Annotated in this window: 28 protein-coding genes; 11 read left to right on the forward strand and 17 right to left on the reverse strand. The window is 62.2% G+C overall.

The annotated features are described in order from the left end of the window. The first annotated feature begins 3 nt into the window (after positions 1-3). Positions 4-921 (forward strand): carbohydrate ABC transporter permease, encoded by a 918-nt coding sequence (locus FJ941_RS14265; protein ID WP_027143632.1) that lies wholly within the window; start codon positions 4-6, stop codon positions 919-921. A gap of 47 nt (positions 922-968) precedes the next feature. Here the strand turns inward: FJ941_RS14265 and FJ941_RS14270 are convergent, their stop codons facing one another. Continuing rightward, positions 969-1,712, reverse strand: a complete 744-nt coding sequence (locus FJ941_RS14270) for a creatininase family protein (RefSeq protein WP_140506446.1) — start codon at positions 1,710-1,712, stop codon at positions 969-971. A gap of 3 nt (positions 1,713-1,715) precedes the next feature. Beyond that, positions 1,716-2,282: an SIS domain-containing protein gene (locus FJ941_RS14275; protein WP_140506579.1), complete on the reverse strand. Its 567-nt coding sequence runs from the start codon at positions 2,280-2,282 to the stop codon at positions 1,716-1,718. A 190-nt stretch (positions 2,283-2,472) separates the two neighbouring features. Here FJ941_RS14275 and FJ941_RS14280 point away from each other — a divergent pair, with 190 nt between their 5' ends. Then, on the forward strand, positions 2,473-3,495 hold the full coding sequence (locus tag FJ941_RS14280; protein ID WP_140506448.1) for an aldo/keto reductase: 1,023 nt from the start codon (positions 2,473-2,475) through the stop codon (positions 3,493-3,495). 84 nt (positions 3,496-3,579) lie between these two features. Here the strand turns inward: FJ941_RS14280 and FJ941_RS14285 are convergent, their stop codons facing one another. The 4 genes from FJ941_RS14285 to clpP all read right to left on the reverse strand — a co-directional run bounded on the left by FJ941_RS14285 (position 3,580) and on the right by clpP (position 8,933). Next, positions 3,580-3,852, reverse strand: coding sequence for an HU family DNA-binding protein (locus FJ941_RS14285; RefSeq protein WP_140506449.1), 273 nt, complete (start codon positions 3,850-3,852; stop codon positions 3,580-3,582). Positions 3,853-4,048: 196 nt separating this feature from the next. Beyond that, on the reverse strand, positions 4,049-6,460 hold the full coding sequence (lon, locus tag FJ941_RS14290; protein ID WP_140506451.1) for an endopeptidase La: 2,412 nt from the start codon (positions 6,458-6,460) through the stop codon (positions 4,049-4,051). Positions 6,461-6,734: 274 nt separating this feature from the next. Continuing rightward, positions 6,735-8,009 carry an ATP-dependent Clp protease ATP-binding subunit ClpX gene (gene clpX / locus FJ941_RS14295; protein WP_023759839.1) on the reverse strand — a complete coding sequence of 425 codons (1,275 nt, stop codon included), beginning with the start codon at positions 8,007-8,009 and terminating at the stop codon, positions 6,735-6,737. Between the two features lie 294 nt (positions 8,010-8,303). Beyond that, positions 8,304-8,933: an ATP-dependent Clp endopeptidase proteolytic subunit ClpP gene (clpP, locus tag FJ941_RS14300; RefSeq protein ID WP_027028064.1), complete on the reverse strand. Its 630-nt coding sequence runs from the start codon at positions 8,931-8,933 to the stop codon at positions 8,304-8,306. Between the two features lie 392 nt (positions 8,934-9,325). On the opposite strand from clpP, the gene FJ941_RS14305 reads away from it, so the two are divergent. After that, positions 9,326-9,919, forward strand: coding sequence for a hypothetical protein (locus FJ941_RS14305; protein WP_140506453.1), 594 nt, complete (start codon positions 9,326-9,328; stop codon positions 9,917-9,919). A 2-nt stretch (positions 9,920-9,921) separates the two neighbouring features. Here the strand turns inward: FJ941_RS14305 and FJ941_RS14310 are convergent, their stop codons facing one another. After that, entirely contained in the window at positions 9,922-11,025 is a 1,104-nt protein-coding gene (locus FJ941_RS14310; RefSeq protein ID WP_140506454.1) for an FAD-dependent oxidoreductase, read from the reverse strand. Between the two features lie 104 nt (positions 11,026-11,129). Here FJ941_RS14310 and FJ941_RS14315 point away from each other — a divergent pair, with 104 nt between their 5' ends. Further along, complete coding sequence (locus tag FJ941_RS14315; RefSeq protein ID WP_140506456.1) at positions 11,130-12,380, forward strand: cytochrome P450; 1,251 nt, start codon at positions 11,130-11,132, stop codon at positions 12,378-12,380. Between the two features lie 128 nt (positions 12,381-12,508). On the opposite strand, the gene FJ941_RS14320 is transcribed toward FJ941_RS14315, so the two are convergent. The 6 genes from FJ941_RS14320 to FJ941_RS14345 form a co-directional block, all read right to left on the reverse strand. Next, complete coding sequence (locus FJ941_RS14320; RefSeq protein ID WP_140506458.1) at positions 12,509-12,853, reverse strand: cupin domain-containing protein; 345 nt, start codon at positions 12,851-12,853, stop codon at positions 12,509-12,511. A 6-nt stretch (positions 12,854-12,859) separates the two neighbouring features. Continuing rightward, entirely contained in the window at positions 12,860-14,140 is a 1,281-nt protein-coding gene (locus tag FJ941_RS14325) for an O-acetylhomoserine aminocarboxypropyltransferase (protein WP_027143622.1), read from the reverse strand. A gap of 190 nt (positions 14,141-14,330) precedes the next feature. Then, on the reverse strand, positions 14,331-14,852 hold the full coding sequence (locus tag FJ941_RS14330) for a CoA-binding protein (RefSeq protein ID WP_140506460.1): 522 nt from the start codon (positions 14,850-14,852) through the stop codon (positions 14,331-14,333). Next, positions 14,849-15,631, reverse strand: a complete 783-nt coding sequence (locus FJ941_RS14335; RefSeq protein WP_140506462.1) for an AAA family ATPase — start codon at positions 15,629-15,631, stop codon at positions 14,849-14,851. Before FJ941_RS14335 ends, FJ941_RS14330 begins: the two co-directional genes overlap by 4 nt. After that, positions 15,631-16,053, reverse strand: a complete 423-nt coding sequence (locus FJ941_RS14340) for a VOC family protein (protein WP_027143619.1) — start codon at positions 16,051-16,053, stop codon at positions 15,631-15,633. Before FJ941_RS14340 ends, FJ941_RS14335 begins: the two co-directional genes overlap by 1 nt. 10 nt (positions 16,054-16,063) lie before the next feature. Further along, positions 16,064-16,888, reverse strand: a complete 825-nt coding sequence (locus tag FJ941_RS14345; RefSeq protein WP_140506464.1) for an enoyl-CoA hydratase — start codon at positions 16,886-16,888, stop codon at positions 16,064-16,066. Between the two features lie 165 nt (positions 16,889-17,053). On the opposite strand from FJ941_RS14345, the gene FJ941_RS14350 reads away from it, so the two are divergent. The 3 genes from FJ941_RS14350 to rpsI all read left to right on the forward strand — a co-directional run bounded on the left by FJ941_RS14350 (position 17,054) and on the right by rpsI (position 18,682). Then, the gene (locus FJ941_RS14350) at positions 17,054-17,518 is read left to right on the forward strand and encodes a PaaI family thioesterase (protein WP_027143617.1); all 465 of its coding nucleotides are present in this window, start codon (positions 17,054-17,056) and stop codon (positions 17,516-17,518) included. 215 nt (positions 17,519-17,733) lie between these two features. Continuing rightward, positions 17,734-18,198 (forward strand): 50S ribosomal protein L13, encoded by a 465-nt coding sequence (rplM, locus tag FJ941_RS14355; protein WP_010915638.1) that lies wholly within the window; start codon positions 17,734-17,736, stop codon positions 18,196-18,198. Between the two features lies 1 nt (position 18,199). Next, positions 18,200-18,682 carry a 30S ribosomal protein S9 gene (gene rpsI, locus FJ941_RS14360; protein WP_010915637.1) on the forward strand — a complete coding sequence of 161 codons (483 nt, stop codon included), beginning with the start codon at positions 18,200-18,202 and terminating at the stop codon, positions 18,680-18,682. Positions 18,683-18,840: 158 nt separating this feature from the next. Here the strand turns inward: rpsI and FJ941_RS14365 are convergent, their stop codons facing one another. Next, entirely contained in the window at positions 18,841-19,896 is a 1,056-nt protein-coding gene (locus FJ941_RS14365) for a glycerophosphodiester phosphodiesterase family protein (RefSeq protein ID WP_140506466.1), read from the reverse strand. A gap of 196 nt (positions 19,897-20,092) precedes the next feature. Beyond that, positions 20,093-21,310 (reverse strand): acyltransferase, encoded by a 1,218-nt coding sequence (locus tag FJ941_RS14370; protein ID WP_140506467.1) that lies wholly within the window; start codon positions 21,308-21,310, stop codon positions 20,093-20,095. A 123-nt stretch (positions 21,311-21,433) separates the two neighbouring features. Between FJ941_RS14370 and speB the strand changes: the two genes are divergently transcribed. Genes speB through FJ941_RS14385 form a run of 3 tightly spaced genes read left to right on the forward strand, consistent with a single transcriptional unit; the run spans position 21,434 to position 24,237 of the window. Further along, entirely contained in the window at positions 21,434-22,441 is a 1,008-nt protein-coding gene (gene speB / locus FJ941_RS14375) for an agmatinase (protein ID WP_140506469.1), read from the forward strand. Between the two features lie 30 nt (positions 22,442-22,471). Further along, positions 22,472-23,398, forward strand: a complete 927-nt coding sequence (gene argC / locus FJ941_RS14380) for an N-acetyl-gamma-glutamyl-phosphate reductase (protein WP_140506471.1) — start codon at positions 22,472-22,474, stop codon at positions 23,396-23,398. Next, positions 23,395-24,237, forward strand: a complete 843-nt coding sequence (locus tag FJ941_RS14385; protein ID WP_210242179.1) for an aminoglycoside phosphotransferase family protein — start codon at positions 23,395-23,397, stop codon at positions 24,235-24,237. Before argC ends, FJ941_RS14385 begins: the two co-directional genes overlap by 4 nt. Before the next feature lie 130 nt (positions 24,238-24,367). Here the strand turns inward: FJ941_RS14385 and FJ941_RS14390 are convergent, their stop codons facing one another. Beyond that, positions 24,368-25,459, reverse strand: coding sequence for a COX15/CtaA family protein (locus FJ941_RS14390; protein WP_140506475.1), 1,092 nt, complete (start codon positions 25,457-25,459; stop codon positions 24,368-24,370). Positions 25,460-25,611: 152 nt separating this feature from the next. On the opposite strand from FJ941_RS14390, the gene FJ941_RS14395 reads away from it, so the two are divergent. After that, entirely contained in the window at positions 25,612-25,827 is a 216-nt protein-coding gene (locus FJ941_RS14395; RefSeq protein WP_027143610.1) for a DUF2842 domain-containing protein, read from the forward strand. Between the two features lie 23 nt (positions 25,828-25,850). Here the strand turns inward: FJ941_RS14395 and FJ941_RS14400 are convergent, their stop codons facing one another. Continuing rightward, entirely contained in the window at positions 25,851-26,051 is a 201-nt protein-coding gene (locus tag FJ941_RS14400; RefSeq protein ID WP_246673826.1) for a hypothetical protein, read from the reverse strand. Positions 26,052-26,179: the final 128 nt, after the last annotated feature.

A 26,179-nucleotide genomic window follows, 5' to 3' on the forward strand; every position in this document is an offset into this window, starting at 1 on the left:
AAGATGAGCGTCCAGACCACAGACTACGTCGCCTCCGAAATCCGCTCGCCGGCGAGCTTCGTCGCCAGCCGCGTCTTCATCTATGGCGCGCTCGCCTGCTGGGGCTTCATCTGCCTTTTTCCGATCTATTGGACCATCACCACCTCGTTCAAAACGGCGGTGGATGTCACCCAAGGCCATCTGATCCCGTTTGTCGACTTCCAGCCGGATTGGAAAGGGTGGCGATCGCTTGGCCTGTCGCCGGACTCGATCTTCCAGACTTCGACCGTGCGCGACGAATTCCTCAAGCGTTTCATGAATTCGGTCATCACCTCGGTCGGCGCGTCAAGCCTGGCGATCATCATCGGCAGCCTCGCTGCCTATGGCCTGACCCGCTATCGCTACCATTTCGCCTGGTTCAAGAACGAGGATATCTCGTTCTTCTTCCTGTCGCAGTTGATCCTGCCGCCGGTGGTGCTGGCCCTACCCTTCCTGGTGCTCTACCGCGAAGTCGGGCTGCTCGATACGCGCATCGGGTTGATCCTGCTCTACACGCTGATGGTGCTGCCGATCGTCATCTGGATCATGCGTGACCAGTTCAATTCCATCCCCGTCGAGCTGGAGGAAGCAGCCCTCGTCGACGGCCTGTCGATCTGGGGCGCCTTTTTCCGCATCGTCATGCCGATCGCGCTGCCGGGCATGGTCGCAGCCTTCATCCTGGCAATGGTGCTGTGCTGGAACGAGTATTTCTTCGCCGCCCTTTTGACATCGACGGACGCCAAGACGATCCCGGTCATGGTCGCCAGTCAAACGGGGTCGCAAGGTATCAACTGGTGGTCGATGGCTGCTCTGGCCACCGCAGCGATCGCGCCGCTTGCGGTCATCGGCATCGCGCTGGAACGTTACCTGATCATGGGCATGACGGCTGGTGCGGTGAAGTAACCGGGCGCCTCTTCCTTCCCTCCGCTGTGGGAGAAGGAAAGGGCGGGCTAGGCCTTCAGGATCGTGCGCAGATGATCCATGATCATGGCGACGCCCTGCTGTCCGAGTTCTGCCGAAGCATCCGCCGCGCTCGCCGTATACCAGCTTTTGTTGTCCGCGAAGTGCGCGGCATCCACCGCTTCCGGGCATAGCGCCAGCATCAGCGATGTCTCACCGATGCCGGCATGGTCGAACGGGTATTTGCCGTTCATTGCGACCGGCATCAGGGGATGCACCTGTACCCAGTTGAAGAAATTTTCGCCCGCGGCATGTCCGGCGTAGTAGTCGGCCATCGTCTCGGCTCCCCACCAGCCCTCGCCGCGCTGCTTCTCGAGGAAGCGGAAGATCGCCTGTCTGCCGGCGGTCTTGAAAGCGAGATCGGTCGGCATGCCGGCGGAGAAATTCTCAGTCTGGTGATGAATGATGGCGTGGATGTTGCGAAAGCCGATGCGCAGCAGGCTGTAGAACAGCTCTTCGCCGAACGGCGCCAGTTGATTGCCGCCGACCTGAACGGAGCCGCTGCCTTCAGGCGGTGCGACAGCATAGCTCGCCGCCCCGTAATAGAAGGGCGGCAGGATGACGATGTCCCTCTCTTTTTCGAACAGTTCCAGCGTCTTGATGACGGCCAGCGTGTCCATGCCGACGGCCATGTGCTCGCCATGGTATTCCAGCACGCCGAGCGGCAGCGCGACCGGCCAATTCTGCGCGATCGCCTTGCGGATCTGGTGCGGCAGCATCAGTTCATAGCGCATGGTCTATTCCATGTTGGTGTGACGGGCGCGCATGGCTTCCGGCAACGCCGCGGTCAACTCCCTTAATTTCAGCACCATGATCTCGAACAGCAGGAACAACGCGCCCTCGAAGACAGAGCCCATCGGCAGCACCGACGTCTTTTGCGGCCCCTGGTCGTCGGCCATGGTCTGCGCCGGGATCAGCAGCGTCAAATCGGCTAGCCCTACAGCGCTGCCGCCCGCCTGGGCGGTCAGGAGCAGGACGGTTGCGCCGGCCTCGCGCGCAATGCGCATCAGGGTGAGTACAGTCGAAATTTCGCCAGGCCCGGAACTGACAAGCAAGACATCGCCCTGCCCTACAGGCGGCGTGGTCATGTCGCCGACGACCGAAACCGGCAGGCCCAGATGATAGAGCCGCATGGCGAAGCCCTTCACCTGCAAGGCCTCGCGGCCGCAGCCATAGACGACGATCTGTCTGGCATCCGCCAGCATCCCGCAAGCGGCGTCGATCCGATCGCGGTCGACGCGCGCCAGCACCGCGCCAAGCTCGTCGAGCGCGGTCCTGAACATCTGCGAGCCGGAGTTGCTCATGGCCGCGCCACCGGCGTGCCAGTAGTCGAAGATGATTGGCAATTTCCGATCATGCTCTTCCCCGGAACAGCTTGATTTCGTTCATGCTAGCAACCGCGAAATTGCGTGTCCAACGCTCAGCGGTGCTTTTGCCGAGCCACGAGCATGATAGTGTCATGTTAGACAAATCAATCCGGGAAAATTTCAAGACATGAAGACACGGCATTTCGACCGCATCGGCAATGGCGGCATCGCCTTTACGGAGCTGGGCTTCGGCACGGCTCCGCTCGGCAATCTTTACCGCGCCGTCTCCGACGAGGACGCCAATGCGACGCTGGAGGCCGCCTGGGCGACTGGCTGCCGCTACTATGACACAGCACCTCTCTATGGGCTCGGCCTGTCGGAAACGCGCCTCAACCCGTTCCTGCGCTCCAGGAAGCGCGACGACTACGTGCTGTCGAGCAAGGTCGGCCGCATCATGCGCGCCTGCCGGCCGGAGGAGCGCACGGGCATCGGCAAGTTCTTCGACACGCCGTCGCGCAAGGAGGTCTACGATTACAGCCATGACGGCGTCATGCGCTCGTTCGAGGCGTCGCTGGAGCGGCTTGGCGTCGACCGCATCGACATCCTGTTCGTGCACGATGTCGACATCTTCACCCATGGCAGCAAAGAGGCGTCCGACCAGCGCATCGATGAGTTCATGCGCTCGGGCTATTATGGTCTGCTTGCCTTGCGCGACCAAGGCGTCATCAAGGCGTTCGGCGGCGGCATCAACGAGTGGCAGGTGGCCCAGACGCTGGCCGAGCGCGGCGATTTCGACCTGTTCCTGCTTGCCGGTCGCTACACGCTGCTGGAACAGGAGGCGCTGACATCGTTCCTGCCGCTTTGCCAGAAACGCGGCATCGGCATCGTTCTCGGCGGCCCCTACAATTCCGGCATCCTGGCGACCGGACCCAAGCCCGGCGCCTACTACAACTATTCCGAAGCGCCGCAGGATGTGCTCGACCGCGTGACGCGCATCGAGGCCGTCTGCAAACGCCATGATGTCAGGCTGATCGAGGCCGCCCTGCAGTTCCCGCTGTTGCACCCGTCGGTGGTTTCGGTCATCCCCGGCGGCCAGAGGCCTGAAGAAGTCGAGAGCAACCGGTCGCTGCTGGACGCGAAACTCCCTGCAGCGCTCTGGGCCCATCTCAAGAAGGAAGGCCTGATGCGCGCCGACGCCCCGACTGTTTGAGGAGCTTCCGATCCGATCGACACGAGTCCAAAAATGAAAAGCCGGGCAAGCCCGGCTTTTCAGGTTTTTGAAAATTAAATGCGCTTAGTTGACGGCGTCCTTGAGGCCCTTGCCGGCCGAGAACTTCGGCACGGTGCGCGCCGGGATCTGCACTTCGGCACCGGTCTGGGGGTTGCGGCCGGTGGATGCAGCGCGCTTTGACACGGTGAAATTGCCAAAGCCGACAAGCCGGACATCGCCGCCCCTCTTCAGTTCGCCGGAGATGACAGAAAACACTGCATCGACCGCCGACTGCGCGTCACCCTTCGAAATGCTCGCGGCGTCGGCGACAGCGGACACCAGTTCGTTCTTGTTCATAAAAATTCCCTTCCATGAGAACACCGGAACTTACGACTCGTCCGGCAGGAAACGGACTTTAGAAAGAAGCGTTGCCGCAACCAAGTCGAAAAGGCAGGAAAAAAGCGGAAAAAGCCCGGAATTCCGCGGTTTTTCACATGAAAAAGCCGGGCGCGAGGCCCGGCTTTCTGTTTGTGCACTGCAACTTTAGAAAAAACTAATGCGCAAGCGACTTTCCGGCATCGTCGGCACTGTCGGTCGTGGCCGGCGGATTGACCGGCTCGACCCATTCGATCGGCTCCGGCATCCGCACCAGCGCGTGGCGCAACACCTCACCGACGCGTGAGACCGGAATGATTTCCATGCCGTTCTTCACGTTGTCCGGAATCTCCGCCAGATCCTTGGCGTTGTCTTCCGGGATCAGCACCTTCTTGATGCCGCCGCGCAGCGCGGCGAGCAGCTTCTCCTTGAGGCCGCCGATCGGCAAGATGCGGCCGCGAAGCGTTATCTCGCCAGTCATCGCCACATCGGCCCGAACCGGAATACCCGTCAGCACCGACACAATGGCCGTGGCCATGGCGGCACCCGCGGACGGACCGTCCTTCGGCGTTGCGCCTTCCGGCAAGTGCACGTGGATGTCGCGCTTGTCGAACAGCGGCGGCTCGATGCCGAAATCGATGGCGCGCGAACGGACATAGGAGGCCGCCGCCGAAATCGATTCCTTCATCACGTCGCGCAGATTGCCGGTCACCGTCATGCGGCCCTTGCCGGGCATCATGACACCTTCGACCGTCAGCAACTCGCCGCCGACCTCCGTCCAGGCAAGACCGGTGACGACACCGACCTGATCGTCAGCCTCGACCTGGCCGAAGCGGTAGCGCTGAACACCGAGATAGTCGGCGAGGTTCGCCGCCGTGATGCTCACCGTCTTCTTCTTCGTCTTCAGGATCTCGGTCACCGCCTTGCGCCCGAGCTTCATCAGCTCGCGCTCCAGGCTTCTGACGCCCGCTTCACGGGTGTAGGTCTGGATGATCGCGCGGATCGCGTCCTCACCGACGGAGAACTCCTTCGGCTGCAGTGCGTGATCGCGGATCACCTTCGGCATCAGGTGCCGCTTGGCAATCTCGATCTTCTCGTCCTCGGTGTAGCCGGCGATACGGATGATCTCCATGCGGTCCATCAGGGGCGCAGGGATGTTCAGCGTGTTGGCCGTCGTCACGAACATCACGCTCGACAGGTCGTATTCGACCTCGAGGTAGTGATCCATGAACGTCGAGTTCTGTTCGGGATCGAGCACCTCGAGCAGGGCCGACGACGGATCGCCACGGAAGTCCTGGCCCATCTTGTCGATCTCGTCGAGCAGGAAGAGCGGGTTGGACTTCTTTGCCTTCTTCATCGACTGGATGACCTTGCCGGGCATCGAGCCGATATAGGTGCGCCGGTGACCACGGATCTCGGCTTCGTCACGCACGCCGCCGAGCGCCATGCGGATGAACTCGCGACCGGTTGCCTTGGCGATCGATTTGCCGAGCGAGGTCTTGCCGACACCGGGAGGGCCGACGAGGCACAGGATCGGCCCCTTCAGCTTCTTCTGGCGGCTTTGCACGGCAAGGTACTCGACGATGCGGTCCTTGACCTTGTCGAGGCCGAAGTGATCGGTGTCGAGGACGTTCTGCGCGTAGGCCAGGTCCTGCTTGACCTTGGAGTTCTTGCCCCACGGGATCGACAGCAGCCAATCGAGATAGTTGCGCACGACCGTCGATTCAGCCGACATCGGCGACATCGTCCTGAGCTTCTTCAATTCGGCTTCCGCCTTTTCGCGAGCCTCCTTGGAGAGCTTGGTTTTCTTGATGCGCGCCTCGATCTCGGCGGCCTCGTCGCGGCCGTCCTCGCCTTCGCCGAGCTCCTTCTGAATCGCCTTCATCTGCTCGTTGAGGTAGTATTCGCGCTGCGTCTTCTCCATCTGGCGCTTGACGCGCGAGCGGATGCGCTTCTCCACCTGCAGGACGGAGATTTCGGCTTCCATGAAGCCCATCGCCTTTTCCAGCCGCTCCTTGACGGAAAGCGTGGCCAGCATTTCCTGCTTTTCAGGGATCTTGATGGCGAGATGCGAGGCAACCGTGTCGGCGAGCTTGGAATAGTCGTCGATCTGGCTGGCGGCACCCACCACTTCGGGCGAGATCTTCTTGTTCAGCTTGACGTAGTTCTCGAAGTCGGTGACGACCGAGCGGGCGAGGGCCTCGACCTCTACCTCTTCCTCTTCGGGCTCGACCAGCGCCGCGGCCTTGGCCTCGTGGAAGTCGGGACGGTCGGTGAAAGAGACGATTTTCGCACGCGAGGCGCCCTCGACCAGAACCTTGACGGTGCCGTCGGGCAGCTTCAGCAATTGCAGCACATTGGCGAGCGTGCCGATGTCGAAGATCGCATCGGGCTCGGGATCGTCATCGGCGGCATTCATCTGGGTGGCAAGCAGGATCTGCTTTTCCTGACCCATCACCTCTTCCAGCGCCTTGATCGACTTTTCACGCCCGACGAAGAGCGGAACGATCATGTGCGGGAACACCACGATGTCGCGCAGCGGGAGGACTGCGAAGACGCCGTCGCTGGGAGCCTTGGATATTTTGGCCATTGTCCAACCTTTCATGTCGCGGCCACCATCAGGCCAACCGCGAATCTCATATTAACGACCGGGGATCGTTCCGCCTACCACCGTTTATGACGGGAGTTTTACAGCACAGAAATCGGGCACCTCGGCCTTCTCGTGTTAGGTGGAGGCAGGCGGGCCAAAGATCAAGAGTTAACATGGTCCGCAATCCATTCCATCGCGAAGGTGTGCCGGTTCCTCACAGCAAAACGGCGCCGCATGGGCGCCGTTCCACAAAAATATAGGGCCAAGTGCCATATCAGGCGCTGACATTGCCCTTCTTTTCCTTCTGTTCGGAATAGATGTAGAGCGGCCGGGCGCTGCCGGTCACCACCTCTTCCGAAATCACCACCTCGCGCACGCCTTCGAGCGCGGGCAGTTCGAACATCGTGTCGAGCAGGATCGCTTCCATGATCGAACGCAGGCCGCGCGCGCCGGTCTTGCGCTCGATGGCGCGCTTGGCGATCGCCGAAAGCGCGTTCTCGTGGAAGGTCAGATCGACATTTTCCATCTCGAACAGGCGCTGATATTGCTTGACCAGCGCGTTCTTCGGCTCGGTCAGGATCTGGATCAATGCCGGCTCGTCGAGATCTTCGAGCGTCGCCAGGACCGGCAGACGACCGACGAATTCCGGAATGAGGCCGAATTTCAACAGATCCTCGGGCTCGACCAGGCGGAAAACGTCACCAGTGCGGCGATCCTCCGGCGACGCGACGATGGCGCCAAAACCGATCGAGGTTTTCCTGCCGCGGTCCGAGATGATCTTGTCCAGCCCGGCGAAGGCGCCGCCGCAGATGAACAGGATGTTGGCGGTGTCGACCTGCAGGAATTCCTGCTGCGGGTGCTTGCGGCCGCCCTGCGGCGGCACGGAGGCGACCGTGCCTTCCATGATCTTGAGCAGCGCCTGCTGCACGCCCTCGCCCGACACGTCGCGGGTGATCGAGGGATTGTCGGACTTGCGCGAAATCTTGTCGATTTCGTCGATGTAGACGATGCCGCGCTGGGCGCGCTCGACATTGTAGTCGGCCGACTGCAACAGCTTCAGGATGATGTTCTCGACGTCCTCGCCGACGTAACCGGCCTCGGTCAGCGTCGTGGCGTCCGCCATGGTGAAGGGCACGTCGATGATGCGGGCCAGCGTCTGCGCGAGCAGCGTCTTGCCGCAGCCGGTCGGGCCGATGAGCAGGATGTTGGACTTGGCCAGCTCGACGTCGTTGTTCTTGCCGGCATGCGCCAGGCGCTTGTAGTGGTTGTGGACCGCCACCGACAGCACGCGCTTGGCGTAGGGCTGGCCGATGACGTAGTCGTCGAGAACCTTGAGGATCTCCTGCGGGGTCGGCACGCCCTCGCGCGACTTCACCATCGAGGTCTTGTTCTCCTCGCGGATGATGTCCATGCACAGCTCGACGCACTCGTCGCAGATGAACACCGTTGGGCCGGCGATCAGCTTGCGCACCTCGTGCTGGCTTTTGCCGCAAAACGAGCAATAGAGCGTGTTCTTGGAATCACCGCTGTTGTTGCCGACCTTGCTCATTTTCATGTCCTTTCATGGCCGCCCGCCGATGGTCTGGCTGAAAGGGCGCATACTCTATTTATCGCGGGAATCCGCCGCCGCCAGTCTTCCGGCTCCCGCAACGTATTGCGTACGAAACACAAATCAGAAAACGTGGCAATGATTCGCAGCTCCCCACGCAAAGCTAAGCCGTCGAAAATCAACATAGCCTTAACGTAGGCAATCCCGACCTCCGAGGGAACAGCCAATTGTGGCCGAAATGACGCAAGACACGCCAAAAGCGCGTGATGGTGCCATCCAACTGCCAACTAGCCTTTATGCCAACGCCCCCTCGGCCGCCTCGCGCGACGAAATGACCTTGTCGATCAGGCCGAAATCCTTGGCCTCGTCGGCGGTCATGAAATGGTCGCGGTCCAGCGTCTTCTCGATCTCGTCATAGCTCTTGCCGGTGTGCTTGACATAGACCTCGTTGAGACGACGCTTCAGCTTGATGATGTCCTGGGCGTGACGCTCGATATCGGACGCCTGGCCCTGGAAGCCGCCGGACGGCTGGTGAACCATGATGCGGGCGTTCGGCGTCGCGAAACGCATGTCCTTGTGACCGGCGGTCAGCAGCAGCGAGCCCATCGAGGCCGCCTGGCCGATGCACAGCGTCGACACGGCCGGCTTGATGAACTGCATGGTGTCGTAGATCGCCATGCCCGAGGTGACGACGCCACCTGGCGAATTGATGTAGAGGTTGATTTCCTTTTTCGGGTTCTCAGCTTCGAGGAACAGGAGCTGCGCGCACACCAGCGTCGCCATGCCGTCCTCGACCGGACCGGTGATGAAAATGATGCGCTCCTTGAGGAGGCGCGAGAAAATGTCGTAGGCCCGCTCGCCGCGATTGGTCTGTTCGACCACCATCGGAACGAGGTTCATGTAGGTTTCGACGGGATTCTTCATCAGTTATCTCTTGTCTCGCGGTGGGATTCCGGCGCCGGACAGGCTGGCAGCTCGGGCAGAATCGGTTCTGGATCGTCAAGATGTAAATAGGATGCCGGCTCATCCTTGCGCAAGGCCGACCCGTCCTAGCCATCTGGGTAAGTCGAATCAAGCTTCCGGGCAAGGATTAGCAGCAGCTGATGCCACGCCGACCCGAAATACCGAGCCGGCCCCCGCCAGGTAGCAGTTTCTTAACCTCGTCACTTAACGAAATGCACCGAACCGCTTTTCTCCGCAACGGCCTCCCCTACAATTCAACGTTGAACTTGTGGCTTTGTTTTTATGCATGTCGTTGCCCCAAAACCGAGGTTCACTTTTGGGCGCCATGCAATAGAGTTCAAACGGGGAGTGTCATGTCAGGAAAGACCGCATGCTTCGCCATTGCCGGGCTGACCCTGCTCGGCTCGATTTCGCAAACGGCGGCAGGCGGCCGCGCCGTCGAATGCTACGAGCCCGTCCGCACACCGGCCGTTTACGACACCGTCTACGAAGACGTCATGGTCAGCCCTCCCGGCCAGCAGACCGTCGACTATGATCCGCCGATCTATGGCACCCGTGAGCGTGTGGTGATGACCGTTCCGGCACAGGTTCAATATGAAGTGGTCCCGGCAATCACCCGGACCGTCTACCACACCGTCAGGATCGATGGCGGCGGTTATTCCTGGGAATGGCGCGTCATCCATGGCCGCCGGGTGCTGTGCAAGGTCTGGCACGAGGCGCGCTACGAACGCGTCGCCGAGACGGTGGTGATCCAGCCCGAGCGAACGCGGCGCGTCGTCATTCCGGCGCAATATGACAGCATCGCCGAGGAGGTGCTGGTGCGGCCCGAGCAAAGGCGCGTCATCGATATTCCCGCCGCCTACCAGACCGTCCCGCGGCGCGTGCTGGTGCGTGAAGGGTCATCGGAGTGGCGCCGCGTGCATATACCGAGGCACTGCCAGGACTGAGCCTAGGCCACCTCGGCCCGCAGCCAAGCCTTGAGGCCCGCGACATCGCTATCGCCAATGGCTTTGGCAACACGGCGCCCGACCGCGGCACCAAATTTGTAGCCGTGACCCGAGCACGCCGAGACGACCAGGCACTTGCCTGTCTCATGCGCCAGGAATTTCTCGTCTGACGTGAAGGTGTAGGCGCAGGTGACCACTTCGGTCACCTTATACTCCTCGATGCGGGCGATCGGCGGCGAAAACAGGTTGCGGATCGCCTCGCCCTCGCCCGGCACCGGCTCGCGGTTCCAGTCGGCGTCGCTGGTCGGCACCTTGTGCAGGCCTGAGCCGAATTTCATGCCGGCGCCACGGGTGGGCGGGATCATGTAACCGTCGGTCTTGCCGCCGACATCGAGAATGACGGGCGCCGCCTCCCAGGCCGCCTTGAGCTCGGCGGGCGGTTCGACATAGGCGAGCGCGGTGCGAAAGGTCTTCAATTCACCGCCGAGTTCAGGGAATAGCTTCAGCACCCAGGCGCCGGCGGCAACGACTATGCGGTCTGCCTGCATCGTCTCGCCGCTTTCCAGCACGATATGGCCGGCCTCGGCATCGATCTCCGTCACCTTGCTGTGCTCGTAGACGTTGGCTCCGTTGGCGCGCAGCCATTTGGCGAGCCCCGCCGCTATTCCGCGGCAATGCAGCGCGCCGCCTTCCCTGGAGAAATAGGCGTAGCGGAACGAGCCGGCCTCAAGGAACGGCCAGCGCTCGACGGCAGCGTCCGGTTCCAGCAGTTCGAAAGGGAAATTCCCCTCTTCCAGGCCCTCGCGGTATTCCTCGGCCTCATCGCCGGGCTCGCGCGAAACGCAGACGAACCCGCGCGCATCGAGGTGGTTCTCGCCGAGATCGGCCCACATCTCGTCCCAGGCCTCATAGGCTTCGGTGATCAGCCGCCCATAGCCGGTGCCAGCGCGGTAGGCGCGGCGAATGATACGGTGATGGTCGCCCGATGCCGCCAGCGGATTGGGAATCGGCCCCTGCTCGACGATCGACACGGCGTGGCCAGCCTTGACCAGCGACCACGCCGTGGAGAGACCGGCGATACCCGCGCCGACAACGATCACATTCATCCGTTCAGACTTTCCGCAACCCTATGGCTGGCTCAATGCATCGGGCTGTCGGACGCAACATACGGTCTGGAACCGGGCTGGCAAGCCGCGCTATGGGTTCTGGCATGACCAAATCGACGCTCCCGTATCTGGCCTTTGATCCAGCCACTCGCCGGCTCAGGCTCGACCCGCGCGAACGGGCTTTCTTCCTGAACCCTTACGAGGCCTACGGCTTCCTGCACGACGCGTCGAATGCATTTTTCTGGGAAGAGTTCGGCTTCTGGTGTTTTGGTGGCTTTGGCGATGTCAACAGACTGCTGCGCGACCGCCGTTTCGGCCGCCAGAACCCGGCCGGCATCCCAGACAGCCGTGGTGTCGGCCAAGACAGGACCTATCTCAAGGCATTTGACGGCATCGAAGCCAACTCGATGCTGGAACTGGAGCCGCCGGTGCACACGCGGCTGAGGACATTGGTCAACCGTGCCTTCGTCTCGCGTCAGGTCGAACGGTTGCGGCCGCGTGTCGAGGCACTCGCCAACGAATTGATGGATCGTTTCGAACCTGGCAAGGCCGTTGACCTCCTGCCGGCCTTCGCCTCCCCGCTGCCGATCACCATCATCGCCGAAATGCTCGGCGTGCCGGTGGAGATAGGCCCGCAACTGCTCGACTGGTCGCATCGGATGGTCGCCATGTATATCCATGGCCGCACCCGCGAGACCGAGGACGCGGCCAACCGTGCCGCGGGCGAATTCTCCGACTTCCTGCGTGGCTACGTGACCGAGCGGCGCAAGAAGCCGGGCGATGACCTGCTGTCGCTGCTGATCTCGGCCCAGGAAGACGGCCAGAAACTGTCCGAGGACGAACTGGTCTCCTCGGCCATCCTGTTGCTCAACGCCGGCCATGAAGCGACCGTGCACCAGACCGGCAACGCCGTCCATTCCATCCTGGCGCAAGGCGGCGACCCGCGCCGCTTCTTCACCTCACCGGAAGCGACAGCAGCGACAGTCGAGGAATGCCTGCGCTTCGACGCGCCGCTGCACATGTTCATGCGCTATGCCTATGAGGAGATCGAAATCGCGCCCGGCATCGTCGTGCGGCCGGGCCAGACGATCGGGCTTTTGCTTGGCATGGCCAATCATGACCCGCACGCCTTTGCCGAACCGCAGGCCTTCCGGCAGGAGCGCACCGACCAGAAGAATGTGTCTTTCGGCGCCGGTATCCATTTCTGCATCGGCGCGCCGCTCGCCCGCCTCGAACTGCAGGTTTCGCTGAAGACTTTGTTTGATCGGCACCCGCGAGTGCATCTTGCCGAACAGCCCCGCTTCCGCGACAGTTACCACTTCCATGGGCTGGAGGCGCTCTCCGTGCGTTTCTGACCATGGTGGGCTGGGCTTGCGATGAGATTGTTTTCGAGAGGCGCGATCGCGCTCGCCGTGACGATCCTGTTCGGCTGCATGGCTGACGCCGTGGCCCAGAAGCCGGAGAGTATCCGGCAGCGAGGTGATCAAAGCTTGATCACATACTCCTTGCGAGTCGTTTCAAGCACTTCCCAGCTTCCCCTGAAGCCCGGCCTCAGCACGAAGCTATCCCCAGCCTTGACGGTGCGCGCTTCCCCACCCTCTTCCGCGATCACCGAGACGCCTAACAGAATGTGGCAGAATTCCCATTCGTCATAGACGATGCGCCATTTGCCAGGGGTCGATTCCCAGATGCCGGCGTAGAGGCCGCCGTCGCGCTCCTCGATGTTCCAGGTGCGGAATTTCGGATCGCCCGAGATCAGGCGATCCGGCGCGGGCGCGCCGGATTCGGGCTCGACGCTTTTGGTGTCGACGGAAAGAAGCGCGGACATATCAGGTCAGACCTTGGCGAGTGCCTGTTCGAGGTCGGCGACAATGTCGGTGACATCCTCGATGCCGATGGACAGCCGCACAGTGTCCGGGCCAGCGCCGGCCTTGACCTTCTGCTCGTCGGAAAGCTGGCGGTGCGTGGTCGATGCCGGGTGGATGACCAGCGACTTGGTGTCGCCGACATTGGCCAGATGCGAGAAGAGCTCGAGTGCTTCGACGAACTTGATGCCGGCCTCGTAGCCGCCCTTGAGGCCGAAGGTAAAGACGGCGCCGGCGCCTTCAGGCGAGTATTTTTTCTGCAACGCATTGTTCTTGTCGCTGGGCAGGCCGGGATAATTCACCCAGGCGACCTTGGGGTGGTTGGACAGCCAGCCGGCGACCGTGATCGCGTTGTCGCAGTGCCGCTGCATGCGCAGCGGCAAGGTTTCGAGGCCGGTGAGGATAAGGAAGGCATTGAACGGCGAGATCGCCGGGCCGAGATCGCGCAGGCCGAGCACGCGGGCGGCGATGGCGAAAGCGAAATTGCCAAAGGTTTCGTGCAGCACGAGGCCGCCATATTCGGGGCGCGGTTCCGACAGCATCGGGTACTTGCCCGACTTCGACCAGTCGAAGGTGCCGCCGTCGACGATGACGCCGCCGATCGAGTTGCCGTGGCCGCCCATGAACTTGGTCAGCGAATGGACGACGATATCGGCGCCGTGCTCGATCGGGCGGATGAGGTAGGGCGAGGCCAACGTGTTGTCGACGATCAGCGGCAGGCCATGTTTGCGGGCGATGTCGCCGATCTTCTCGATATCGACGAAGGTGCCGCCCGGATTGGCCAGGCTCTCGATGAAGATCGCCTTGGTCCTGTCGTCGATCTGGTTCTCGAAGGTCGAGAGATCATTGGTGTCGGCCCAGCGTACCTCCCAACCATAATTCTTGAAGGCATGGCCGAACTGGTTGATCGAACCACCGTAAAGCTTGTTGGCGGCGACGAAATTGTCGCCGGGCTGCATCAGATTGTGGAACACGATGACCTGCGCGGCATGGCCGGATGCAACCGCAAGCGCAGCCGTGCCGCCCTCGAGAGCCGCGACGCGCTCTTCGAGTACTGCCTGGGTGGGATTCATGATGCGGGTGTAGATGTTGCCGAACGCCTTCAGCCCGAACAGCGAAGCGGCGTGGTCGGCGTCATCGAAGACGAAGGAGGTCGTCTGGTAGATCGGCGTGGCGCGCGCGCCGGTGGCCGGATCGGGCTTGGCGCCGGCGTGGACCGCGAGCGTGTTGAAACCGGGCGAACGGGTCACTGAAACCTCCCTTTGAAACTTTTAATTGGCGGGGCATTCTTGGCGAAGCGCGGCCTGGAATGCAAAGAAGAAAATACCTTTCGGCGTGCGATCCGCGATGAACGCATGGGAAACTTAATGGCTTCCCGAAAAAATTTTGCGCACCGGCAGTTGACTGGAATCTTTTGCGGAAAAGCAATCCCGTATCACGTCACTTCTGGCGGACGCCAAAACTCTGGAAGCCCTGGCGCATAAGCGGCTTTTTCGACGACAGGACGCCGGAATTGACGCCGGTCCAGCCGATCTCACCGGAGAGCTTGCCATATTCGATCTTGGGGCAGCGGTTCATCACCACCTTGATGCCGGCGGCTTCGGCGCGGGCGGCTGCCTCGTCATGGCGCACGCCAAGCTGCATCCAGATGACTTTCGGCAAGGGATCGAGCGCCAGCACCTCGTCGACGATACCGGGAACCGCGGCTGCATTGCGGAAGACATCGACCATGTCGATCGGCTCCGGGATGTCGGCCAGCCTGGCATAGGTCATGCGGCCGAGGATTTCCTTGCCGGCCTGGCCGGGATTGATCGGGAACACCGAAAACCCCTTGGCCAGCAGATATTTCAGCACGAAATAGCTCGGCCTGACATCATTGGCCGACGCGCCGACCATGGCGACGGTCTTCACCGCATTGAGGATGCCGCCGATATAGGTGTTGTCGTAGCTATCGTGGTTCATGCCTCGTCCTCATACAACGCCTCAGCGAGAAAACCACCCGGGTCATTGCTGAAATCGCGCAGCATGCGGAAGTGGTCGGTATCACGAAAGTCAGAGGGCTCCAGCCCGAAGCGGCTGATGCGGAACAGTTGCGCGCCGGGACAGGCCATCAGCAGCGGCGAATGGGTCGCCATGATCACTTGCGCTGTGCCCGACTGGTCCATGCGCCGAAGCATCTTCAGCAATTCGATCTGGCGCGTCGGTGAAAGCGCGCTTTCGGGCTCGTCGAGAATATAGATGCCTTGCCTGCGGCAGCGCTCCTCGAAGAAGCGGATGAAGCCTTCGCCATGCGACCAGGACAGGAAATCCGGCGGCGGCGGCTTGAACGGGTCCTCCAGCGCCGCCTGATCGAGATAGCGAGCCACGGAGTAAAAGGATTCAGCACGAAAGAACCAGCCGGCGGTGACTTTTGGCAACCAGTGGCCACGGAATGTGTTCGCCAGTGCGGCGCCACTCTTGTCGATGGCACTGGCATGGTCGACCGGTCGGTAGCCCTTGCCGCCGCCGGCCTCGTCATAGCCGGCCAGCGCGCCGATCGCCTCGAGCAGCGTGGATTTACCGGTGCCGTTCTCGCCGACGATGATGGTGATGGGCGTGGCGAATTCGAGCTCGAACCCGTGGCCGCGAAACAGCGGCAGGTTCCAAGGGTATTTCTCCCAGTCCGTCACGCGCTCCGGGTCGAGCAGAATGCGCTTGAGATACGGTGCCTTGAGCCGTGTCAGCTGCTTGGGATAAGCCATCAATCAGGCAGCGAAATCGTGCCGTCTTCCGCGATCGGGAAGGCCGGATTGTGCGCCACTTCCCAAACATGCCCGTCTGCATCGGCGAAGTACCCATACCAGCCTCCCCAGAAGGCACGGCCGGCCGGCTTGACGATACGCCCGCCGGCCTTCTCGGCCATGGCGAGCACCTCGTCGACTTCGGCGTCCGAGCGGGTGTTGTAGGCGAGATAGACGGCCGAGGGCGCCTGGGCGAAGGTGATGCCCGAATCCTCCTCGGCGCTGGCGCGCGGGAACAGACCGAGGATGGCGCCGCCCATCTGGAAAAAGGCGACACCGTCGGTGATGCCCGCGTGGCGCCTCAGACCCATAGCCTCGTAGAAACGCACGGCGAGATCCAAATTGTCGGTGGCGATGGTGATGATGGAGATGCGCGGTTCCATAATCCTCGTCCTATTCGTCCGTCCACTCCGGCTTGCGTTTGCCGATGAAAGCACCAATGCCCTCTTCCGCGTCCCGCGCGAGCATGTTCTCGACCATGACGCGGCCGGTATAGGCATAGGCATCCGCCAAGCCCATCTCGGCCTGCGCGTAAAAAGCTTCCTTGCCGGTCTTCACCACCAAGGAGGATTTGGAAGCAATGGTTTGGGCGTATTTGGTGACAATCTGATTCAGGTACTCGCGCGGCACGACGCGGTTGACGAGGCCGAATTGCTTCGCCGTTGCGGCGTCGATCGTCTCGCCGGTCAAGAGCATCTCCATCGCCTGCTTGCGCGAGACGTTGCGCGATAGCGCCACCATCGGCGTCGAACAGAACAGGCCGATGTTGACGCCCGGCGTGCAGAAGGTCGCCTCGTGCGAGGCGATCGCAAGGTCGCAACTGGCGACCAGTTGCAGGCCGGCGGCTGTCGCCAGGCCGTCGACCTCGGCGATGACAGGCAGGGGATGGCGCACGATGGTCCGCATCAGCGTCGCGCAAGCGGCAAACGTCTCTTCGAAGAAGGCCTTGCCGCGATCGGCGTCGGCGCGCCGCGCGGTCATTTCCTTGAGGTCGTGGCCGGCGCAGAACACCTTGCCGGCCGCCGACAGCACGATGACGCGAACGGCTTTGTCGGCCTTGGCGCGGTCGAGTTCCGCCGTCAGCGCCGCCATCACAGCCAGCGACAGGGCGTTGGCGGGCGAATTGGCGAGCGTCAGGCGCAGCACGCCCTTATCCAGCCTCGCCGTGACCGGGCCCTCGTCGGCGGCAGCAGGCTTGATGGCAAGGATTTCGGCCATGGATGAGGTCTCGCGATTCCGTTCGTGCTGGCACAGTATCTAATATCGGATCGGCTTTCGTCCAACACCCATTGCTTGCGCCAGGACCGCTTGCGCCGGGATGAAGGTGTTGCCAGAAATGCCGCGCTGCGTTCATACAAGCCTGGCACAAAACGAGAGGCCGACATGCCCGCCCAGAACAATCTCAAGCCCGTGCTGACCGCAGCGCAAGTCAATGTGCTGATGGAGACCGTCTATCCTCAACTCAACGAACAGTTCAAATATTACGAGGCGATCGACGTGTTCCCAGGCGGCTGCATTGTGCGGCTCAACGCTGGCGAGCGGCACCTGCGTCCTGGCGGAACTGTATCCGGTCCGTCGCTGTTCACGCTGGCCGACATTGGCGGATATGTCTGTGTGCTTTCCCACGCCGGGCCGGACGCGCTTTCTGTTACCGTCAACCTCGACATCAACTTCGTCCGCAAGGCCGAGGCCGGGCCGATCGATGGTCATTGCCGCATCCTGAAGCTGGGAAAGAGCCTGATGGTGTTCGACATCGACATCGTCGCCGGCCCGGATGGACACACGATCGCGCATGCCACGGGGACCTATTCGATCCCGCCCCAGCGCGCCACAGATGTGGTAAAATAATACCCTTCGACCAACGTATTGTTTCTACAGCATTTTCTGCGCCGTAGGACTTTCCCACTGCCTTGACGCAACCACTGCCCTCGCCTATAAGCCCTCACGAAGCAGCGGCCCGCGAAGGCCGCCGTTTTGTTTATTGGCTGGGGACAAACGTCTTTCGCCAATCCAAGCAACAAGAAACGCCTTCCCCGTGAAGGTCAAAACCGAGAGCAGAAAACATGACAACCTTTTCGCAGAAGCCTGCGGATGTGGTGAAGAAGTGGATCCTGATCGACGCCGAGGGTCTCGTCGTCGGCCGTCTTGCCACTGTCATCGCCAATCATCTTCGCGGCAAGCACAAGCCGACCTTCACCCCGCATGTCGACGACGGCGACAATGTCATCGTCATCAATGCCGACAAGGTGGTGTTCACCGGCAAGAAGTTCACCGACAAGGTCTATTACTGGCACACCGGCCACCCCGGCGGCATCAAGGAGCGCACCGCGCGCCAGCTGCTCGAGGGCCGTTTCCCCGAGCGTGTCGTCGAGAAGGCCGTTGAGCGCATGGTTCCGCGTGGTCCGCTCGGCCGTCGCCAGATGAAGAACCTGCGCGTTTATGCAGGCGCGGAACATCCGCATGTCGCCCAGCAGCCAGAAGTCCTCGACGTGGCCAAGCTGAATTCCAAGAACAAGAAGGTCGCATAAGATGGCTGAGCTTTCCTCGCTCGCAGAACTGGGCGCCGCCACCGGCAACACGAACACGCAGGCCGCGGCTCCCGTCCACGTCCAGAAGCTCGACAAGTCGGGCCGCGCCTATGCCACCGGCAAGCGCAAGAACGCCATCGCGCGCGTTTGGGTGAAGCCGGGTTCCGGCAAGATCGTCGTCAATGACAAGGAATTCGCGACCTATTTCGCGCGTCCGGTCCTGCAGATGATCCTCAACCAGCCGATCATCGCCTCCAACCGTTCGGGCCAGTACGACATCGTCGCCACCGTCGTCGGCGGCGGCTTGTCCGGCCAGGCCGGTGCCGTGCGTCACGGCATCTCCAAGGCGCTGACCTACTATGAGCCGGCGCTGCGCGCCGTGCTCAAGAAGGGCGGCTTCCTGACCCGCGACAGCCGCGTCGTCGAGCGCAAGAAGTACGGCAAGGCCAAGGCCCGTCGCTCCTTCCAGTTCTCGAAGCGCTAGGCGTTTCGAACTCCGATATCGAAAAAGGCCGCCTCCGGGCGGCCTTTTTTGCTTTTGGGCTACAGATTTGATTGATCGACAAATTGTGGGACAGCGCCCCTCCGACCTGCCGGGCAACTCTCACGAGAGAGGGAGAGCGGCAGCTTCAGCCGCCACTCCTAATTGATGCTGGCTGTATGCGCCGGTTCTGTCGGCTTCTCGCCGGCATAAGGCACGCGACAACCATTCGCAGCCAGCCAGCCGATCGCTGCTTTCGGTTCGTCGGTCTGGATGATGGTGGCGCCGCGGTCGGCCCAGAAGCCCCAGGCTTCGCGCGGCAGGCTGGCCTGGACCGCCAGTTCATCACCACGGCCGCCAGCGAGGAAGCCGCCCGGTTTGTTGACGATGGCGTAGGTGTCGGCCCAGATATGCCAGTCGCCCCTCACCGCCTCGGCGCGCATGCGGGTGCTGAACAGCGACCCGCCGGTTTCGGTCAACGTCTCGGCGTCCGCCCGCCAGTTGATCAGCTCGATCGCGCGCGGCGCGAAAGCATGGTCGACCGTCGAGGCGAAGCCGGCATCATGCACCGCGTCATCGGCGATGATCGGCATGAACTGGAAGCCATCGCCTGCCGCGGCCATGGCGGCCCTCACCGTGGTGATCCTGTCCTGGTTCCACAGGTTTTCCTTGACGATGACTTGTTCGGCCATGCCGAGATCCCGAGCCACCGCGATCATGCCCGGGAGGTCGCCGACTTCGAGCTTGTTGTCGAGATTGATGAGGATCCTGTCCCTTGTCGTCATCAGCATCTCGCGCAACGTCGAGACGGTCTCGTTGGTGACGGCATGGGTGCCCTCGATCACCAGCCGGCATCTCTTCAGTTCGGCCAGCGTGTAGTTGAGGACCTCGCCCTTGCAGGTGGTCGTGCGGTCCAGCCAGCTGTCATGCATGACGATGAACTGGCCGTCCTTCGAGCGCCGGATATCGACCTCGACAATTTCGGCGCCGATCGTGATCGAGCCTTCCACGGCGGCAAGCGAGTTTTCCGCATAGAGCGTCTTGCCGGCCTGCATGCTGCCGGCGCGATGGGCAGCCACCATGACATGGTCGCGCCACTGGTTGGCATGTTCGAAGCGGTCGAGGATCTGCCTGGCGCGAGTTTCGCCGGCCAAGGCCTGACCGGAGGCGGCCGCCAGCGCGGTGGAAAGCAGAAGGCTCAGCCAGATCGTCCGCATCGAGAATCGCTCCTTGCCGGGTCGAGCCGGGATAGGCGACGTCAGTGACATCCAGGTGAACGAAGCCGGCTAAAGCGCGTCGCGTCGAAACGGATTCAGGCGACGCTTTGGATGTTTGTCTTTACGCATGTCGTCTTCCCCAAAACCGAGAGTCACTTTTGGGCGACATGCTGTAGCGGTTGGCCGGCGATGTGGGTCAGATGCGCTTCGACAGCCGGCGGAACCAAGCCATTGCAGGCATTTCGACCAGGCGCCATGTGACCCACGACACGGCGATGGTGGCGGCGAGCATGACGACGATCGCCACAGTCGCTGTCCATCCGGCGCCAAAGCCGGTCGCGGGCTCGCCACGCAGTACTATGTCGCCAATCAAGCCGAGGCCGAGTTTGCGCTCGACGAGCCCGGCGACATTGATCAGGCGCGCCTGGACGAAGATGTGGACCATGTAGATCGAATAGGACAGCGCGCCGAGCGTCAGCATGAACGGCGTCCTGAGCAACGCGCTGATCCAGCCGCCTTCATGGGCGAAGAGAAACAGCGCCAGGGCGAACACCAGGGGCGCGGCAATGCCGGCGTCGTTGTCGCCCGCCAGCGAGACAAAGAGAACGATAACGGCCACCATGACGATTTCGGCAAGAGTCCAGCTCATCCGCGGGCCGTTTGCGAGCAAAACCTGTCGCGCCCCTGCAATGGAATCATGCTGAAACCAGGCCAACAGGGCGCCGGGCGAGAAGCCGTAGAGGCAGCGGATGAAGCCGAAATCATAGGACACATCCATATGATGCGTGGAGAAGCCGAGCAGGAACAGCGGCGCGGCGACGGCGGCGGCGACAAACCATATCCAGGCGCGTGCGCCGGCGACGAAGACCACGCCGGCAAACAGGAGACAGGCAAAAAACCCGGCCGAAATGCTCCAGCTTGGCGCGTTCCACGTCAACCGATCCTCGAAGCCGACACCTTGCAGCAAAAGGAGATTGGCAGCCAAGCTCTTGAGGTCGAAGCCGCAGGTGAAGGGAGCTGCCCCCGTGCCATGCAATTGCGGCAGCACCAGCCGCAACAGCTCGAAGGCGGCAAAGGCGGCAAAGGCGGCAAGCATGACCAGATGCAGCGGGTAGATGCGGCCGAACCGGACCAGCGCAAAGCGGATAACCTCTCCCGGCCGGCCCAGCCGATTGGCATAGCTCGAGGCCATGACAAAGCCGGAAAGGACAAAGAAGAAATCGACGAAAAGATAGGACGAACCGACAAAGCCGCTCTGCGAGATCGCCGAGGCGGTCGGGAAATGAAACAGCGTCACCAACAACGCGCAGATGCCGCGCCACGAATCGAGAACCTGGAAGCGATCGCCGGCGATCGTGCCGGCGTGGGTCGACACCACGGCATCCGACGGATTAAGAAACGCGGTCTGCGTCATGATGATACAAATCCTGTCTTGCCGTGGCACCCGGGCGGCACGGTTTCGTCTCCCCAAGCTGTGACTGGCATCTTCCATGCCGGTTTTGTAGTTGTTGCACCCCGATGAAAACGAGGACCAGTAATGGCGACCAAGAACATCGACCATGCCTTCACCACCCGCTCCAAAACGGGTGGCGCCCTTGAGCCGACCTATTCTGGCGCGCTGTCTTTCATGCGGCGCAAATACACCAAGGACGTGAGGGGCGCGGATGCGGTGGTGTGGGGCATTCCCTTCGACGCCGCCGTCACCAACCGGCCGGGCGCCCGGTTCGGGCCGCAGGCGATCCGCCGCGCCTCGGCGATCCTCGATAACGACCCGCAATACCCGTTTTCACGCGATCTGTTCGAGCACCTCGCCGTGGTCGATTATGGCGACTGCCTGCTCGACTCGGGAAACCATCAGAAGACGCCCGGCACGATCGAGCGCGAGGCGACCAAGATCCTGAAATCCGGCGCCTTCCTGCTGACGCTCGGCGGCGACCATTTCGTCACCTGGCCGCTGCTCAAGGCGCACGCCGCCATCCACGGGCCGCTCGCCTTGGTGCAGTTCGACGCCCACCAGGACACATGGCCCGATGACGGCAAGCGCATCGATCATGGGTCCTTCGTCGGCCGCGCGGTCAAGGAAGGCATCATCGATCCCGACCGCTCGATCCAGATCGGCATCCGCACCCATGCGCCCGACACGTTCGGCATCAAGATCCTGCACGGTCATGAAATCGAGGAAATGCGCGCCTCCGACATCGCCTATGCCATCGTTGATCGCACCGGGGGCAGGAAGACCTATCTGACCTTCGACATCGACTGCCTCGATCCGGCCTATGCGCCGGGAACCGGCACACCGGTTTCGGGGGGGCCGTCGTCAGCGAAGATCCTGTCGACGCTGCGTCAGCTCAACCAGGTCGATATTGTCGGTGCCGATGTCGTGGAGGTTGCGCCGGCCTATGATCACGCCGATATAACGGCGATCGCCGGTTCGATGGTGGCCATGCAGTATCTCGGCCTGCTGGCGGAACGAAAGGCCCGGCTCGATGAGTTGAACAGCGGCGACCACAATGGCGCCGCGGTCAATCATGGCAACGGCATATAGTTTTGAGATATCAGGGAATTTGATCAGGCAATGAAACCGAAAATCTTCATCGACGGCGAGCACGGCACCACCGGCCTCCAGATCCGGGCGCTGCTTGCCGAGCGCGGCGATCTGGAGATCATTTCCATTCCGGTCGAGCGCCGCAAGGAAACGGCCGCGCGCGCCGAATTCCTCAACGCCGCCGATATCGCGATCCTGTGCTTGCCCGACGATGCGGCCAAGGAAAGCGTCTCGCTGATCGCCAACGACACCACCAAGGTCATCGATGCGTCGACGGCGCATCGCGTGGCCGAAGGCTGGGAATATGGCTTCGCCGAATTGGACAAGGAGCAGGCGAAGAAGATCGCCACGGCCAAGCGCGTCGCCAATCCCGGCTGCTGGCCGCAGGGGCCGATCGCGACGCTCAGGCCATTGGTCACGGCAGGCCTGCTGCCGGCCAATTTCCCGATCTCGGTCAACGGCATTACGGGTTATTCGGGCGGCGGGCGCCCGATGATCGAGGACTACGTCGCCAAGGGCGAGGACGCCTCGGAGTTCCTGCCCTATGGCCTGACCCTGCAGCACAAGCACGTGCCGGAATTGAAGGCTTATGCGAAGCTGTCGCACGATCCGATCATGCAGCCGGCGGTGGGCAATTTCGCGCAAGGCATGATCACGGTTGTGCCGTTGCAACTCGGTGGCCTCGACCGCGTACCGACGGGTGCCGAACTTCACGCCGCCATTGCGGACCATTTCGCCGCGATCAAGGGCGGTGTGGTCGAGGTGGCGCCCTATGCGCATCTGGAGCGCGTGCTTGACATCGATCCGGAGGTCTACAACGGCACCAACCGCATGAAGGTCTATGTCTTTGCCAACGACAGCAGAGCTCAGGCGCTGCTGCTGGCGGTCTACGACAATCTCGGCAAGGGTGCTTCCGGTGCAGCCGTCCAGAACATGGACCTGATGCTCGGTCTGTGATGAACGCGCCGGCCTTTCCACCGCGCTGGAAAGTCAGCGAACCCGAACTCATTGCCGAGACCTTTTCGAGCCGCATCTGGAAGGTGCGGCTCGAGGACAGCTCACCAGCCATTGTGAAGGCACTGAAGCCGTTCGACGACGTTGCCGACGAGTTGCGCGGCGAGCATTTCCTTACCTGGCGGCGCGGCGAAGGCGCGGTGCGGCTTCTCGGCCGTGACGGGCATTCCATGCTGCTCGAATATGGCGGGGACACACTTCTGTCGCAGGTTCTCGTCGAACAAGGCGACAATGCAGCGACCGCCATCGCGGCGGATGTGATGGCGAAATTGTTTTCGCCATCTGATCACCCCTACCCGTCCGAGCTTCAGCCGCTCAGGGAGCGGTTCGCCAGCCTCTTCAAGAAAGCCGCAACCGATCGTGGCATCGGTGGTGACAGCCTCTATGTCGAGGCCGGCGCCATCGCGGAACGACTGCTGGCCAATCCGCATGACATCAGGCCGCTGCATGGCGATCTGCATCACGAAAACATCCTGCGAGGACCGCGCGGCTGGCTGGTGATCGATCCGAAGGGCGTGCTCGGTGATCCCGGTTTCGACGCCGCCAACATGTTCTACAATCCGCTCGACCGCGATGCACTTTGCCTCGCCCCGGAGCGGATCGCGCATATGGCCGAGGTCTTTTCCCGGACGCTGGGGCAATCACCGGCGGCAATACTGGACCATGCCATCGCCTATGGTTGTCTGTCCGCGTCCTGGCATCATGAGGACGACAATGCGGTCGAGGAGAACCGCGAACTGTCGATCGCCGCGGCGATCCGGGCAGTGCGGGCGCGTTTCTGATCCCGGGGAAGAGCCGAAGCGAGCGTTTGTTGACCATGATCGGTTACGGACCTGTCCTGGCTCCCTCACCAAGGATTTGTCATGCTCAGGGCGACGCAGTCGAATGAATTCTGGATGTGACTGGCCGCACTCAGCGTCCGACGGCAACCTCGTTGGGCAAGGGATAAGCGCCCTTGGTGCCGCGCCAATGCGCGGCGGCAAAGCCCAGCACGACGAGCGCAAAGGCCTGATGGGTCAGGGCCATATGCAGGGGCACCTGCATCAACAGCGTACCGATACCGATCGAAGCCTGGACCAGCACCAGAACAAACAACAGTGTCGCGCGTCGCGCATGCGTTGAGCCGGGCAGCCGCCGACGCGTGGCGATCATGTGCCAGAGCGCGACGGCAAAGACCGTATAGGCACCCAGCCGGTGAAAGAACTGCACCGTTTTCGGGTTCTCGAAGAAGTTGCGCCACGCCGGCTCGAGGACGAGCAGATCGCCTGGAATGATCCTGCCGTCCATCAGCGGCCAGGTGTTGTAGCTCATGCCGGCGTCGAGACCGGCGACCAGGCCGCCGAGATAAATCTGGCTCAGCGCCAGAAGCACGATGAAGCCGGCCAGACGCTGCGTCGAGCGATCGGCCGCGGGCTCGGAATGCGGCGCCAGGCCACGCGCGACGACCATGGTCGCGGTGAAGATCAGTGCCGCCAGCGTGAGATGCGTCGCCAGCCTGTACTGGCTCACCGACACCCGGTCGACAAGGCCGGAGGCCACCATCCACCAGCCGATGGCCCCCTGCAGCCCGCCGAGAAACAGAATGCCGACCAGTTTCGGCCCAAGGCCGCGCTCGATACGGCGCGCCGCCCAGAAGACCAGCAGCGGCAGGGCGAAGACCAGGCCGACGCTGCGCGCCAGCAGGCGATGTGCCCATTCCCACCAGAAGATCGACTTGAACGCTTCGACGCTCATGCCCTTGTTGAGCTCGGTATATTGCGGGATCTGCTGATAGCGCTGGAATTCCTCCTGCCACTCGGCGCCGTTGAGCGGCGGGATGACGCCATGGATCGGCTGCCATTCGGTGATCGACAGGCCGGATTCAGTCAACCGCGTGGCGCCGCCAACCAGCACCAGCGCGAACAGCACCAGGAGCACGACGTACAGCCAGCCGCGTACGAGTGCCCGGTTATAGAGGTCGCGGTCGCGGGCCTGATAGGGCGCGGCGGCAGTGATGGCGGCCATGGATATATCCCGGCAGTTTGAATGTCGCGGATTGGTGAACCATCGCACTCCTGCTGGCAAGACCGCGCAGCGCGGCACGCCGTCGCGCCCGGTGTCGCGGGTTGCGCGTGCCTCGCGTTCGGCCTAAGCGATAGCCATCAACGAGGCCAGCCATGCCCATTCGACTGAAAAAACTGATCGGAATGTTCCTGCTATTGGCGCTGGTCATCATCTACGCACTGGTCGCCTCGATCTTCGCGGTCGCCCGCCTGTCGGAATCGGGCGCGCTGGTGCAATTCCTGTTCTTCCTGCTCAGCGGCCTGCTCTGGGTGCTGCCGGCGATGGGCATCATCAAGTGGCTGATGCTGGAGCCAAGGGCCAAGCGCTGAGCCCTGCCCGGTCAGGCGGCACGTCAGACAGTGACGAGCACCTTGCCGGCATTGGCGAGCGGCGTCGTCACGCCCGACAGCATGGTGCGTATGCGGGCCAGGCTCTGGTAGCGGCCATTGACCGAAATGTAGCAAGGCCTGCAGGAAGCCGGCATGTTCGGCGCGCAGCACGCCATGGCGGTGGTCACGGCGGAGGCATAGCCGGCGTTGCGCGCAAAGCACACTTCGCGGCAGCCAGACAGGCGGCCCCCTTTCCATCGACGACGAACACTAGCTGTCAGAATTTGAGAGCCTCGCGGAGTGCTGGGCCTGCCCTGACGCGCAGATCGAGATCAGCCTCGATGTGGTCGAT

Source organism: Mesorhizobium sp. B2-3-13, assembly GCF_006442195.1.
GTDB classification, from domain to species: Bacteria; Pseudomonadota; Alphaproteobacteria; order Rhizobiales; family Rhizobiaceae; genus Mesorhizobium; species Mesorhizobium salmacidum.

Excerpts from the sequence above, each read along its gene's own strand:
- FJ941_RS14285 (WP_140506449.1), bottom strand. The coding sequence starts at position 3,852 with ATGAACAAGAACGAACTGGTGTCCGCTGTCGCCGACGCCGCGAGCATT.
- FJ941_RS14270 (WP_140506446.1), bottom strand. The coding sequence starts at position 1,712 with ATGCGCTATGAACTGATGCTGCCGCACCAGATCCGCAAGGCGATCGCG.
- FJ941_RS14305 (WP_140506453.1), top strand. The coding sequence starts at position 9,326 with ATGTCAGGAAAGACCGCATGCTTCGCCATTGCCGGGCTGACCCTGCTC.
- lon (WP_140506451.1), bottom strand. The coding sequence starts at position 6,460 with ATGGCCAAAATATCCAAGGCTCCCAGCGACGGCGTCTTCGCAGTCCTC.
- FJ941_RS14310 (WP_140506454.1), bottom strand. The coding sequence starts at position 11,025 with ATGAATGTGATCGTTGTCGGCGCGGGTATCGCCGGTCTCTCCACGGCG.
- FJ941_RS14365 (WP_140506466.1), bottom strand. The coding sequence starts at position 19,896 with ATGCGGACGATCTGGCTGAGCCTTCTGCTTTCCACCGCGCTGGCGGCC.
- FJ941_RS14335 (WP_140506462.1), bottom strand. The coding sequence starts at position 15,631 with ATGGCTTATCCCAAGCAGCTGACACGGCTCAAGGCACCGTATCTCAAG.
- FJ941_RS14330 (WP_140506460.1), bottom strand. The coding sequence starts at position 14,852 with ATGAACCACGATAGCTACGACAACACCTATATCGGCGGCATCCTCAAT.
- FJ941_RS14280 (WP_140506448.1), top strand. The coding sequence starts at position 2,473 with ATGAAGACACGGCATTTCGACCGCATCGGCAATGGCGGCATCGCCTTT.
- FJ941_RS14340 (WP_027143619.1), bottom strand. The coding sequence starts at position 16,053 with ATGGAACCGCGCATCTCCATCATCACCATCGCCACCGACAATTTGGAT.
- FJ941_RS14370 (WP_140506467.1), bottom strand. The coding sequence starts at position 21,310 with ATGACGCAGACCGCGTTTCTTAATCCGTCGGATGCCGTGGTGTCGACC.
- FJ941_RS14395 (WP_027143610.1), top strand. The coding sequence starts at position 25,612 with ATGCCCATTCGACTGAAAAAACTGATCGGAATGTTCCTGCTATTGGCG.
- argC (WP_140506471.1), top strand. The coding sequence starts at position 22,472 with ATGAAACCGAAAATCTTCATCGACGGCGAGCACGGCACCACCGGCCTC.
- FJ941_RS14265 (WP_027143632.1), top strand. The coding sequence starts at position 4 with ATGAGCGTCCAGACCACAGACTACGTCGCCTCCGAAATCCGCTCGCCG.
- FJ941_RS14345 (WP_140506464.1), bottom strand. The coding sequence starts at position 16,888 with ATGGCCGAAATCCTTGCCATCAAGCCTGCTGCCGCCGACGAGGGCCCG.
- FJ941_RS14390 (WP_140506475.1), bottom strand. The coding sequence starts at position 25,459 with ATGGCCGCCATCACTGCCGCCGCGCCCTATCAGGCCCGCGACCGCGAC.
- FJ941_RS14315 (WP_140506456.1), top strand. The coding sequence starts at position 11,130 with ATGACCAAATCGACGCTCCCGTATCTGGCCTTTGATCCAGCCACTCGC.
- clpX (WP_023759839.1), bottom strand. The coding sequence starts at position 8,009 with ATGAGCAAGGTCGGCAACAACAGCGGTGATTCCAAGAACACGCTCTAT.
- FJ941_RS14320 (WP_140506458.1), bottom strand. The coding sequence starts at position 12,853 with ATGTCCGCGCTTCTTTCCGTCGACACCAAAAGCGTCGAGCCCGAATCC.
- rplM (WP_010915638.1), top strand. The coding sequence starts at position 17,734 with ATGACAACCTTTTCGCAGAAGCCTGCGGATGTGGTGAAGAAGTGGATC.
- clpP (WP_027028064.1), bottom strand. The coding sequence starts at position 8,933 with ATGAAGAATCCCGTCGAAACCTACATGAACCTCGTTCCGATGGTGGTC.
- rpsI (WP_010915637.1), top strand. The coding sequence starts at position 18,200 with ATGGCTGAGCTTTCCTCGCTCGCAGAACTGGGCGCCGCCACCGGCAAC.
- FJ941_RS14350 (WP_027143617.1), top strand. The coding sequence starts at position 17,054 with ATGCCCGCCCAGAACAATCTCAAGCCCGTGCTGACCGCAGCGCAAGTC.
- speB (WP_140506469.1), top strand. The coding sequence starts at position 21,434 with ATGGCGACCAAGAACATCGACCATGCCTTCACCACCCGCTCCAAAACG.
- FJ941_RS14275 (WP_140506579.1), bottom strand. The coding sequence starts at position 2,282 with ATGAGCAACTCCGGCTCGCAGATGTTCAGGACCGCGCTCGACGAGCTT.